This is a genomic window from Magnetospirillum sulfuroxidans, from assembly GCF_018224925.1.
In the GTDB taxonomy this organism is placed as follows: domain Bacteria; phylum Pseudomonadota; class Alphaproteobacteria; order Rhodospirillales; family Magnetospirillaceae; genus Magnetospirillum; species Magnetospirillum sulfuroxidans.
In genome coordinates, this window is sequence record NZ_JAGTUF010000013.1 from 104276 (window position 1) to 116449 (window position 12174).

At 62.0% G+C, this 12174-nt stretch carries 9 protein-coding genes; 3 read left to right on the forward strand and 6 right to left on the reverse strand.

The window, feature by feature from the left end; all coding sequences use genetic code 11:
• The first annotated feature begins 282 nt into the window (after positions 1-282).
• Positions 283-1416, forward strand: a complete 1134-nt coding sequence (locus tag KEC16_RS13725; RefSeq protein ID WP_211549871.1) for a GMC oxidoreductase — start codon at positions 283-285, stop codon at positions 1414-1416.
• Here KEC16_RS13725 and KEC16_RS13730 read toward each other — a convergent pair.
• The 6 genes from KEC16_RS13730 to KEC16_RS13755 form a co-directional block, all read right to left on the reverse strand.
• On the reverse strand, positions 1404-2303 hold the full coding sequence (locus tag KEC16_RS13730; protein WP_211549873.1) for a hypothetical protein: 900 nt from the start codon (positions 2301-2303) through the stop codon (positions 1404-1406). The two genes, KEC16_RS13725 and KEC16_RS13730, sit on opposite strands and share 13 nt — an antisense overlap.
• Entirely contained in the window at positions 2300-3886 is a 1587-nt protein-coding gene (locus KEC16_RS13735; RefSeq protein ID WP_211549875.1) for a hypothetical protein, read from the reverse strand. Before KEC16_RS13735 ends, KEC16_RS13730 begins: the two co-directional genes overlap by 4 nt.
• 273 nt (positions 3887-4159) lie before the next feature.
• Positions 4160-5554, reverse strand: coding sequence for a mannose-1-phosphate guanylyltransferase/mannose-6-phosphate isomerase (locus tag KEC16_RS13740; protein WP_211549877.1), 1395 nt, complete (start codon positions 5552-5554; stop codon positions 4160-4162).
• Positions 5551-6471 carry an NAD-dependent epimerase/dehydratase family protein gene (locus tag KEC16_RS13745; RefSeq protein WP_211549879.1) on the reverse strand — a complete coding sequence of 307 codons (921 nt, stop codon included), beginning with the start codon at positions 6469-6471 and terminating at the stop codon, positions 5551-5553. Before KEC16_RS13745 ends, KEC16_RS13740 begins: the two co-directional genes overlap by 4 nt.
• Entirely contained in the window at positions 6468-7442 is a 975-nt protein-coding gene (locus tag KEC16_RS13750; protein WP_249209180.1) for an MraY family glycosyltransferase, read from the reverse strand. Before KEC16_RS13750 ends, KEC16_RS13745 begins: the two co-directional genes overlap by 4 nt.
• Positions 7442-9601: a bi-domain-containing oxidoreductase gene (locus KEC16_RS13755; RefSeq protein WP_211549881.1), complete on the reverse strand. Its 2160-nt coding sequence runs from the start codon at positions 9599-9601 to the stop codon at positions 7442-7444. Before KEC16_RS13755 ends, KEC16_RS13750 begins: the two co-directional genes overlap by 1 nt.
• Positions 9602-9743: 142 nt before the next feature.
• Here KEC16_RS13755 and wecB point away from each other — a divergent pair, with 142 nt between their 5' ends.
• Positions 9744-10853 carry a non-hydrolyzing UDP-N-acetylglucosamine 2-epimerase gene (gene wecB / locus KEC16_RS13760; RefSeq protein WP_211549883.1) on the forward strand — a complete coding sequence of 370 codons (1110 nt, stop codon included), beginning with the start codon at positions 9744-9746 and terminating at the stop codon, positions 10851-10853.
• Positions 10850-12103: an O-antigen ligase family protein gene (locus tag KEC16_RS13765; protein WP_211549885.1), complete on the forward strand. Its 1254-nt coding sequence runs from the start codon at positions 10850-10852 to the stop codon at positions 12101-12103. The genes wecB and KEC16_RS13765 overlap by 4 nt, the downstream gene beginning before the upstream one ends.
• Positions 12104-12174 lie beyond the last annotated feature (71 nt).

The following is a 12174-nucleotide window of genomic DNA, read 5'->3' on the forward strand; positions in this document are numbered from 1 at the left end:
ACCTTGCTGGGGGTGCAAAGACGCTTTCCCCAGGCTGAAACTCACCTGTTCGAACGCCGCGAACCGCCCGACCCGCCCCCACTTCCGCCTCCTTCCCTTGAACCGTCGCCCCGTTACTGGCACGACCTTTACCGACAGACACGGCAGCGGCACGGCTTGTCCTTTCCTCCTCCCAAGACTCATTGGGGAGCCAAATGCCCCACCATGCCGGTACCTGGCTGGGGCCGGCTGTGGGAAGCCCGTGACCGCGGTGGTCTGACCGGCTATTGGGGGGGGCTGGGCATGCGTTTTGACGCCGCCGACTTGCGGCGTTGGCCCATCGACGAGGCCGAACTGGCTCCGTTCTACGACTGGGCCACCGCCGAAATGGGGCTGTGCGGCACGGGAGACCGCCCGCCACTGCGCCCGGTCGCAGCCATCGCCCGCCTTTTGGCGGCGGCAAGGACCAGCTCTTCCCCCGATTTACGGTTGGAACCTTTTCTGCCGACCCTAGCGGTGGAGACACGGCCGGGAACGACCCGATGCTGTACCTATAGCGGCGACTGCATGGCCGGTTGTCCGCGCCAGTCCATCTATTCCGCCTCGATCACCATCGAGCGGATGATTGCCGAAGGCGTGCTTTGCAAGGTGACCGCAGCTAAGGTGCTGGCCGTCCATTCCCAATCCCGCACCCTTTCCATCCTTTGGGAGAAAGGAGAGCAGGAACAGGTCGGGCCGTTCGACCTGATCCTCGTAGCCGCAGGGTGCCTGGGAACAGCGCAAATTCTGTTACGCACCCTGCCAGCCGTGTCCGCTCTGGACATGCTGGACAACCCGGTCTTCACTTTTCCCATCCTGGTCACCGGCGGCACTGTCGCCCCTGCGGAAGACGCCGGATATTTCGGTATGACCAACGGCTGCATCACCGTGATCCCGAAAGACCCGGCCTTGCCATCGGCATCGGTACAGCTTTATCCGGCCATGGATCATCTTTGGGCCTATTTCACCCCCGGGGGGTTATGGTCCGCATTGGTGCCGGTCGGACGCCTTCTGCGGCAGCATTTGGTGATCGGTCGGCTTTACCTTCATTCCGATCATGGCTCAGTCATACGCATGGGATTGGCAGCGAACGGGGCACCCAGGCTGTCCCTGCGCCGCACGGGTGGCATGCCCGTAGGGTTATGGCGCAGTCTACGCCGCGCACTTGGCTGCCAGGGATTCCTGGTGCCCAGCGTCCCGCTGCTGCGTCAAAAAACCAGTTCGCACTATGCCGGGACGCTGCCGTATGGGACGGCGGGCGTTGATGCCAATGGTCGATTGGAGCCCGGGGTGTATCTGTGCGACTCGACGGTTTTTCCCGATAGTCCGGCGGCATCGCCAACGCTGACCATCATGGCCGCAGCCATGCGTACCGCCATGGCCGCTCAACCGGCCTGAACCCGGCCCAGCCGAAAGGCAATGGCGGCAAACAACAGATCCCCCAGCGCCGAAATCACGCGCATGGCGAAAACCAGGACCAGGACCATGCCCAATTCGTCCTGTTGCGGCAGCAAGGCGACGAAAGCAGCCTCGCGCACACCGATTCCGCCCGGGGCCGCCGGAGTGACAAAGCCCGACAGATAAGCCCAGCACCAACTGGCCAATACAGTGGCGAACGACAGCGGTGCCATGACCAGCGCGCCCGCCAGGGCATGGACGATCACGGCACTGCCCACCAGGAACAGCGTATGGCAAAACAAGGCCCCCAGCAGGGCCGGTACATGTATGTACGCTCCGAAAGACCCGAAATGGCGATGAAAGGCCAGCGCCAGCAGCAGCAAAACCGCTCCCGCCAGCAAGAATGCCGCCCCGAGGCCTTTGGCGACCGGAACAATCACGCAGTCGGACACCAGTTCGGCACCCAACGATAAGGCCACGCAGGCGACCAGCACGGACACCCCTTCCTGAACCGAGGCGACCGCCATGGCTTTTTGTGCAAAGCCGTGCCCTTGCCCCAGCATTTGCCGTCCAACCAAATGAAAGACATTGCCAGGCAGATATTTGGCAAGTTGCGACGTGCCATACACCGCCACCAGCGCCCGCAACGACCGCCCGCGCGGCATGGCGGACAGCACCAACGCCGCCCATCCCAACGCCACCACACCCAGCAGCACCGTATAGGCGGGGATGGCCAGCACCATGGGCACGATCATTTCACGGCGCAGAAATTCTCCCAATCGAGGCAACGCATGCACCACCACCCCAGCCAGATAGGCCAACGCGGCGATCATGATCATCCAACTGGCCACCCGCACGACGCGGTGAAGAGCAGGTGGCAAGGTCATGGGGGACCGCAGGTGAAGGCATCGCCACGCCGAACCAACAGCTGACCGGAAAGATCCATGGGACAGCCCTGATCCAGCCAAGGCCTGAGTTTATCGATCATGGGCGGGGATAACGACAGCGGCCAGACGATGTCGGTGGCCGCCAATTCCTGTTCCAAGGTAGTTCCGACGCAGTCATTGGGCACCAAGGCGTCCAAGCGCACCACTTCTCCCTCACCGGTTGCTAGGCAATAGGCGAAAGGCAAGGTCCGACCATCGGCATTCATTAAGTAATGGTAAGTTGGATAAAGTGGATACGCATAGGCGAATCGTGCCATTTGCAGAACCCGCGGCCGACCGTTCCACGAGGCGACAACCCGCCGCAACGGTTCTTCGGACGCCTTGATCGCCTGCCCTATGGCCGCAAATTCTCCACCGTTGATGCGTTGGCGGATTTCCACAAGACCACGATGCAGGAACCATACCTGACCCGCCGCCAACAATGCGGCAGCAGCAACCAGCACGGTGCCAAAACGGCGCGACGGGAACGGCACTCGTGGCAGCAGGGCATGGAACAGCAAGATCAAGCCCAACACGTGCAAGACCCGAAGCGGCACCAGAATGTAACGCTGTAGTGAGGACAGGAAGAAATTGAAACTGTCAGGGCAAGTCTGGTAGCTCCAAAACAATACGACATGATATAGAAGCGCATAAACTAACGTCGCCACCGTTACCTTCCGGGTAACCGTCGCCGCCAAACCAAAGGCCAGCCCCAATCCGGTGGCAACGCTGAGCGGCACCTTATACGAGGCATAATACTCCAGCGATGCCCGCACATAGGCCGATAAGGCCGAAGTGTCAGCCAGCAGATGCCTTACTCCCGATGCGGAGAGATAATTGTCTAGGCTGGTCGCGCAGTGGTCGCCATCCCCGGCCAAACGACTCCAGGCAAACCAGACGACCGTGAACGGCCCCAACGCCAGCAGCGCTTCCGTGGCGACTGTTCCCATCCGGCACCGCCATTGACGCCAGCCGACCACTAAAGGCCAACCCACCACCACCATCAAGGCGGGCACCAACAGAAGTGCCGCCGACTTGATCAGATAGGCGTGGGCCGTCACCATTCCAGCGGCCAACAGCAAAGATCGACGCTGGCACGGTTTGCCCAATTCCGCCCATAGGCAAAGCACGAACACGGCGGCCACGGCGTAAATCTGAGGCTGTTCCGACATCAGGTTGAGCGGCAGCAGCTTCCAGGTAATCTCAACCGTCAACCCAAAGAGCACCAGCACCCAGGCAGTGCGCCGATTGGATAACGCCCCGGCAAAGTCGAACAGCACGCCAAGGAAGGCCACATGCAGCGCGAACGGAAGGACGGACGCCATGTCCTCACTGAACCGCCCGAGCATGATCGAAGGCAGCGCCAAAAGAGTGGGCCAAGCCTGGGGATAAGACGGCAGGGAAAACTGGATGTGCGGCAAGAAATCCCAACGGGCTAGGTAAAGCTGTTTGGCCGCACGCAGCCAATTTATGAACTCATCGTCACCCCACGGCACATAGGCAACACCGCCATGGATCAGACCCAAAACGGCGTGGGCGGCCACCAGGACGACCAGAGGATGAAACAAGGCGTCATGTGACGGTGGGCGGCGCAAGACCCCACCCAGCCCAGCCACCGTCAGAGTCCAGACAACCCCGGCCAACGGCAGGCCAGCGGCGGTATGAGCGAACAAAACGACCACGGAAACAAGGGCCACCCCCACCATGGCGCGGACACCCAGAGCACTTCGCGGTACGAGCCAGCCGCCCAAGCCCACGGCAACCAGCAGGAACACGGGGGCGACAAGTAAAGTGGCCAACTGCATCCCCATGTCGGGTTACCTCACACCCCGTCCATAATCGTCCTCTATGCGGACGATATCGTCTTCCCCAACATATTCACCCGACTGCACCTCGATGATCCTGAGCGGCAGCTTGCCGGGATTTTCCAAGCGATGGACCATTCCGGCGGGAATAAAGGTGGATTCGTTTTCCCGCAAGGTAAAGGTGTTGTCGCCACAGGTAACCAGGGCGGTACCCGTCACCACTACCCAATGTTCCGAACGATGCCAGTGCTTTTGCAGGGATAATTTTGCTCCCGGATTGACCTGGATGTGCTTGACTCGATAGCGTTGCCCGTCGTCTATGGTCTGAAACCAGCCCCAGGGCCGCCATGTCCGGCTGCCTTGGGTAGCCTCGGACCGACCGGCTATTTTTAACCGCTCCACCACCTTCTTCACGTCCTGGTCGCAGGTCTTGTCTGCCACCAGCACGGCGTCGTCGGTGGCCACCACGATCAGATCGCGCACACCGATGACAGCGACCAGACGATCATCGGCGCGCACATAACAATTATCCACACCCTCGGCGATAACGTCGCCCAACAGCACGTTGCCCTTGTCATCGCGATGACTTTCCTGCCACAGTGCCGACCACGAACCGATATCCGACCAGCCCATGTCCACCGGTATCACGGCGGCGCGACTGGTGTTTTCCATCACCGCATAATCGATGCTTTCGCCGCTGATGGCGGCAAAGGGCTCCTCCGCCAAACGGAAAAAGAACAGATCCGAGCTGCCCTGATCCAAGGCGGCGCGGCATTGCTCGACCATGGCCGGATGGTGCGCGACTAATTCGTCGAGATAGGTCTTGGCCTGGAACAAGAAGATGCCTGCATTCCACAGATACTGGCCCAAGGCAAGATAAGCTTCCGCCGTCTCGCGGTCCGGCTTTTCGACAAACTTTTCGACAGCGAAACCATCCCCCCGCTTGATATAGCCATAGCCGGTATTGGCCTCGGTCGGCTGGATGCCGAAGGTCACCAACTGGCCGGCTTGCGCCAAAGGGACCGCTTGGCTCACCGCTTGACGAAAGGCATCGACGTCACGCACCTGATGGTCGGACGGCATCACCAGCAGCAGGGACTCGGGCGTGGCCAGCAAGGCGGTGACCGCCACCGCCGGCGCCGTGTTGCGTCCCACCGGTTCGATGACGATGGCGCGCGGCTCCATCTCCAACTCGCGCAATTGCTCGGCGACGATGAAACGATGTTCCTGATTGCACACCACCATGGGCCGCCCGCCCAGGCGTCCCGCCGTTTCTTGCAACAAGCTCAGGTTTGAATTCAGCTTCAGTAATTGCTTGGGCCGCAGCTCGCGCGACAGCGGCCACAGCCGGGTACCGGCCCCACCGGACAAGATGACGGGAATCAGCGTCTCTGGATATTGGTTCATCTGTCGTCCCGGACCATGCGGGCCAAGCCCGCCTGCAAGGAAAGTGGCGGTGTCCAGCCTAAGGCGCGCAAGGGGGTGTCGTCCACCACCAACGATTCCAACACCCGTTCGACCATAGCCCGGCGGCCCAGCAGATGGGCGGCCAAAGCCAACAGAACCGGTGGCACCGGCAACAGCCGCGGCGACCGCCCCAGGGCGGCAGCCAGGGTCCGAACCAGCTCGGCGGTGGACAAGTCGCCATCGTCTCGAATCAGAAACCTTCCTGCCGGACGATGGTCGAGCAAAAAGGCCACCGCGTCGGCCAAATTGTCGACGCCGACCATGGAGCGCCGGTTACGAACTAACCCCAACGGCAAGGGCATTCCCCTGGCGACTGCCTTGATCAACACCGCCAGATTGCCCTTGGCCCCCGGTCCATGCACCAGCGGCGGGCGCAAGACGGTCAGAGCCAGGCCATCCAGGGTGCGCAGACCCGCTTCCGCTTCGGCCTTGGCGATGCCGTAAGCATCTTGCGGATTAGCCGCGTCTTCAGCCCGGAACGGACAGTCGGGCGGCGTGCTTTCGCCGTTAACCTTGATGGTACTAATGAACAGGAAATACTTGACCCCGGCCTGATGCGCCTGTTTGGCCAGATGCAGGGTGCCGTCGCGGTTGACCCGGCGGAACACAGCCAACGGGTCAGCGGATCGGTCATCAAGAACATGGGCGCGGGCGGCGCTGTGGACCACCGCGTCGCAGCCGGACAAAGTCGCCAACCAATCGGTGTCCGGCCCCAAATCGCCGATGGGCAGGGTGTCCACCCCGGCCCAGGGACGCGGCCGACGCATGGGGGCCACCACCTGATGCCCCCGACGCAGCAATTCCGCCACCAGCCGTGATCCGACGAAGCCGCTGGCCCCAGTGACCAGAATTTTCATGCTCGCCCCCCCCGCGACCACAGTTGCAACACGATCAGCAAAACCGCAACCGACACGATGGCAAGCCCACAGCCGAGCACGACCTGAGCGTTGGTGGCCAGCATGGCGCAGCCGACCAAGGCGGCGTTGCCAATAGCGATGGCGATGGCCACCTGATCGTGGCGCTTGCCGCCTTGCACTGCCCGTTGATAAAAATGCTGGCGATGCGGCTGCCATATTTTTTCCCCCGCCAGGGCCCGACGGCTGATGGTGATCGTGGCATCAGCTAGATAATAGGCAGGCAGGATCAGGGCGGCGGCCAAATGGCCTTGAACCGCCAGCAGGATCAGCAATCCCCCCAATACATAACCGAACGGCACCGAGCCTGAATCGCCCAGAAACAATTTGGCCGGGTGCCAGTTAAACAGCAGGAAACCAGCGGCTACAGCGGCAATGGCCAAGCCGGGCGCCGCCACGGCCACCCCACCGACCAAGGCGACACCCAATCCCAGGGAAATCGTTTCGATCCCGGTAATGCCGTCGATACCATCCATGAAATTGTACAGGTTGACGAACCACAGCCAGCACAACCCGGCCAGCAGGTGGTCGGCCCAGGCCGGCAGCAAACCCTGAAACACCAGGCTCTCCGCCGGCAGCAGCAGCAAAAAGATGGTAACAACCACCGCCTGGGCGGCAAAGCGCGGCACGGGCGGCAAACCCTTACGATCATCGACCCAGGATATGGCCAGCAGCACCACCGCGCCGACCGCGAGCAAGCGGAAATCGGGCAGGGCCAGCAAGGCCAGCACCATCACCGGCGTGGTCGCCAAACCGCCGCCGCGCGGCGTCGGCAAGCTATGGCTGGAGCGTTCGTTGGGCAAATCCAGGATTTGCCGTTGGCGCAAATAGACCAGCACCCGCCGCGTCGCCAGCACCGTCAGGGCAAAGGCGGCCAGGGCCAAGCCACCCCCCATCTGCACCAAGAGGTCCATCAATCCCCCAGAACGATCCGCCGTCCTTCGCGCAAGGACTCAAGCACGGCAATGGTGGCCCGCGCCGTTTCGACCAATTCAGCCTCATCCACCGGGGCTGGACCGCCGGCGGCGACGGCGGCGGCAAAGGCGGCCAGTTCGGCCCGATGGCCCTTGTCCTGCCCCATCCTGGCCTTTTCCACCCGCGTGCGGCCATTCTCGGTGATCGATAGGGTGAGGAAATTGTCGATAGCGATGACTGTTCCACCAGCGAAACACTCGAAGCGTTCCTTGGAGAAGGCCGAGTCGCCTTGGGCGGTGTAGATAATGGTGGCCAGCGAGCCATCGCGGAACGTCAGGGTCACGGTCAGATCGTCGCAGCCGCCATGGCTGACCTGGGCGGCGTCGGCCTGGACACTGATGATGGGGGATGCCGCCAGGGCGCGGGCCAGATCGACGAAATGGCAGACCTCACCCAGAATACGGCCACCGCCTTCTTCCGCCGCGTTGACCCAGCTTTCCGCCGGCAGCGCCCCGGCATTGACGCGCAGCACCAGCATTTTCGCCCCCTGGTGGCGGGCCAGCAGCGAGACGGCCTCGACGATCATGGGGGCGAAACGACGGTTGAAGCCGACGGTGAAGAAGCCGGACGAGGTTTCGCGCGCGGCGATCACCTGATTGACCTGGGCGTGGTCCAGCGCCAACGGTTTTTCCACGATCACCGACTTGCCCGCCGCCAGACAACGGGCGGTCAGCTCGGCGTGATTGGAGTGCCGGGTGGCCACCAGCACCGCATTGATGGCCGGATCCTTGAGCACGTCGTCGATTTCGGTGGTGGCGCGGCCAAAGCCGAAAGCCTGAGCGGCATGGTCGGCGGTCTGACCGCGGGTGGTGCAGATGGTCTGGAAGGTGATGCCGGGCAGCCGCTTCAGTTCCGGCAGCAGCACGGTGCGGGCAAAGGCGCCGGCACCGATCACCCCCAGCACGCACGCCCCGGCGGCGGGATGCGCCTGATTGAATACCGGCGCCACGGCGGGCTTTGTTTCGCTGTCGTATTTAAGCACCACGCCCATGCTGGGTTCGCGCCGGGTGGTGACCAGATCATAGGCGTCTTCCGCATTGTCGAAAGCAAAGCGATGGGTGATGAGTGAGGCCACATCCAGACGCTGACGCAAACTGGAGCTCATCAGCCGGACGCATTCGCGCAGATTGTCGGATTCGGTCCAGCGCACCCAGCCCACCGGATACTTGACGCCGCGCCCCTCGAAATCCTCGTCATAACGGCCCGGTCCATAGGAACGCGACACCATAATGCGCAATTCTTTTTTCATGAAGGCGGCATAGGGGAATTCGGTACCGGTCTTGCCGACCATGACCAGGGCAGCGCGGTCACGCGCCAATTCGGCGGCCAGTTCCAACGGTTCGGACGAATCGGTGGCCGCAGCGATCAGCACGCCGTCACACCCCACACCGCCGGTCAGGGCCGCCACCGCTTCCGGCAGGCCAGCCTGACCCAACACCCAGGTCAGCTCGGCGCCATTGGCCTTGGCCAGAGCCAAACGCTGGGCGTCAACATCGATGGCGATGACCCGGGCGCCGGACAAAGCCAGCAATTGCGCAGCCAACTGCCCGACCAGACCGACGCCGAGGACCGCCACCACGTCGCCTAAGTGCGGCGCCAGATTGCGTACACCGGACATGGCGATGGAGGCCAAGGTGCCGAAACAGGCTTCGTCGTCGCTGACATCGTCAGGAATCGAGGCGACCAGATTGCGCGGCACCACGTTCAACTCGGCATGGTTGGCCAGACCAGCCCCAGCCATGGCCACGCGCTGGCCGATGTGGAAGGTTCCTTCCAGCCCCTTACCGATGGCCACCACCCGACCGGCGGCGGAATAGCCCAAGGGCAACGGCTCGTCGAGTCGGGCCATCACCGTCTTGAAGGTGGCCATCAATCCGTCGCGACGGGCCTTGTCGAGGACCTTCTTGACCAGATCCGGACGTTCCTTGGCCTTGCCGGCCAGCGACTTCTTGGCGAAGTCGATGACCATGCGCTCGGTGCCCGCAGAAATCAGCGAAGCCTCGGTGCGCACCAATACAGTACCCCCGCGCACCTTGGGCTCGGGAACCTGCTTCAGCGACAGCTTGCCCGTACGGGCGCTTTGGATAACCTGTTTCATGACTGCCTTCGGAAAATCATTGGCTATATACTGTCAAGTGTCGGCAAACGGCAAAAGGAAATCCGGCGCGGTGAAGAGGCTTTTACCTAATGGGCCGGTCCTGTATGGTCGCATGAAAATTCATTCGCAGAGCCGCTCAAGCATGCCTAAATCCCTGAGAAACGTTCTGTGCATCGTCGGTGCTAGGCCAAATTACATGAAGGTAGCACCCATCCACGCCGCCTTGGCCGCCAGTGGCAGCTTTCGCCCTGTCCTGATTCACACCGGCCAACATTACGATACGGAAATGAACGATGCTTTTTTCCGCGAGCTCGGCTTGCCTGCCCCCGATCTGAACCTGGAAGTGGGATCCGGCAGCCACGCGGTACAGACCGCCGAAGTAATGCGCCGTTTCGAGCCCATCGTCGATCAGACCGCCAATCCGGTGGTCCTGGTGGTGGGTGACGTCAACTCAACCCTGGCCTGCGCCCTTGTGGCGGTGAAAAAAAGTATCCCTGTGCTGCATGTGGAAGCGGGGCTGCGCTCGGGCGACCGCACCATGCCGGAAGAGATCAACCGCATCCTCACCGACCAGATGTCGGACATGCTGTTCACCACTGAACGCTCTGCCCTCGACAACCTGATCCGCGAAGGCATCGCCGCCGCCCGCGTCCATTTCGTCGGCAATGTCATGATCGACAGTTTACGGGCCAATCTGCCCAGGGCGGTGCCGCCGACGCAAACCCTGGCCGTCCATGGCTTCGCCCAGCCGCCGGCCTTTGCCGTCGCCACGTTGCACCGGCCCGCCAACGTGGATGATCCCGACATCCTGCGCCGCCTGCTCGAAAGCCTGCACGCCATCGGCCAAAGCCTGCCGGTGATCCTACCGCTGCATCCACGCACCAAAGGCCGCGTCCAGGCTGCCGGTCTTGACCATTTCCTTGATGGCTGCGCCATCCTGCCGTTGAGGCCGGCCAGTTATCTGACCATGCTGGGGCTGATGGCCCAAGCCCGGCTGGTGTTGACTGATTCGGGCGGAATCCAGGAAGAAACCACCGCCTTGGGCGTGCCCTGCCTGACCCTGCGCGACAACACCGAGCGCCCCGTCACCATCAGCGAGGGCACCAATACCTTGGTCGGTCGTGACCCCGACGCCATTCTGACCGCCGCCCGCAATATTCTGGAAACCGGCGGCAAGCGCGGACGGATACCCGAATTCTGGGATGGTCGCGCCTCTGATCGCATCGTCGCCACCATGATCCAGGCATTATGACCAAAGCAATCAGCACAACCGGACTGACCGCCCCAGCTCTGTTCATGGTCGGGTTGTTGGGGCCACTTCTTGCCCTATTCGCCCCGCTCGGCATGGCACCATTATTCATTCTGATCGCCTTAGCCGGCTTACATGATTGTTGGCGTTTCCGCCTGTGGGCCCGCCTCGACCGCAGCTTATTGGCCATCCTTGCCGCCACCGTGCTGTTCGGTGCCATTTCGACGCTGTGGGCCATCGATAAGACGCAAACCCTGAAAACCAGCCTAGTTCTGGGAGGTGAATTCTTGAGCGGGCTGTGTCTGCTGGCAGCAACCTCAATGCTGTTGCCGCAATGGCGGATTCGGCTCCTGTATGCCTTGGCTGCAGGCCTGTCGCTTTCCATCACAGTCTTGCTGCTTGAACATCTGACCCCAGGCTTTTCCGCCCAGGCCGGCAGCGACACGATTACCGCAGAATTACATGACAGCCGCCTGTCGTCCCTGTCGCGCGGCATAACCTTGATGGCCCTGCTGCTGGTGCCGACGGCCTTGCCTCTATGGCGACAAGGCCTGCGCCTATGGGCAGTTCTGTTATGGTTGGGTGGAGCGGTGGCCATTGCCACCAGCCATTCCCTGGCCTCGAAACTGGTTCTGCCGGTTTCCACGATCCTTGTCCTGCTGTTCTGGCGGTATCCGCGTCTGACCGCCAGCCTGTGCGCCATCGGTACCGCCGCGATAATCCTCGTCGCTTTTCCGCTGGCCTTGCAGATCCCGCCGTCACAACAAGCCTATGATGACGCCCCCTGGCTATCGTCGTCATCGCACCACCGCTTGACCATTTGGCGGTTTTCCGCTCACAAAACCTTGGAAAAACCGTTTTTCGGTTGGGCTTTGGATGCGTCGCGAGTCATTCCCGGTGCCGATGACGAGGTTTTCTACGATATCATCGTCAACGGCAATCAGCGGGCGTCCATTTCCGAAGCACAATTACCGCTACATCCCCATTCCGCTCCGATCCAGATCTGGCTGGAACTGGGCTTGCTCGGTGCCATTCTCGCCGCAGCCTTCATGGGCCGGGTATTCTGGACCTTGGGCCGCCAACCGGGACGGGTCGCCGCCCACACCGGCCCCGCCGTGGTCTCGGGCTTCATCATCGCCTGCGTCAGCTATGGTATCTGGCAGAGCTGGTGGCAAGGTACCCTATGGCTGAGCGTCGCTCTGATTGCCGTCCTTAACCTTGTTTCCGCTAAAGCTAGAGCATCGAGCCTTTAACAGGCTGCGGAAAAACCCTTTCATCTGAGGCTGCATCGTGATTCGCTTCTCCTGCTGAGTTCGGAGGGGGG

Coding starts and splice junctions, on each gene's coding strand:
- KEC16_RS13750 (WP_249209180.1), bottom strand. CDS start 7,442: ATGGACCTCTTGGTGCAGATGGGGGGTGGCTTGGCCCTGGCCGCCTTT.
- KEC16_RS13725 (WP_211549871.1), top strand. CDS start 283: ATGCGTTTTGACGCCGCCGACTTGCGGCGTTGGCCCATCGACGAGGCC.
- KEC16_RS13740 (WP_211549877.1), bottom strand. CDS start 5,554: ATGAACCAATATCCAGAGACGCTGATTCCCGTCATCTTGTCCGGTGGG.
- KEC16_RS13745 (WP_211549879.1), bottom strand. CDS start 6,471: ATGAAAATTCTGGTCACTGGGGCCAGCGGCTTCGTCGGATCACGGCTG.
- wecB (WP_211549883.1), top strand. CDS start 9,744: ATGCCTAAATCCCTGAGAAACGTTCTGTGCATCGTCGGTGCTAGGCCA.
- KEC16_RS13765 (WP_211549885.1), top strand. CDS start 10,850: ATGACCAAAGCAATCAGCACAACCGGACTGACCGCCCCAGCTCTGTTC.
- KEC16_RS13730 (WP_211549873.1), bottom strand. CDS start 2,303: ATGACCTTGCCACCTGCTCTTCACCGCGTCGTGCGGGTGGCCAGTTGG.
- KEC16_RS13755 (WP_211549881.1), bottom strand. CDS start 9,601: ATGAAACAGGTTATCCAAAGCGCCCGTACGGGCAAGCTGTCGCTGAAG.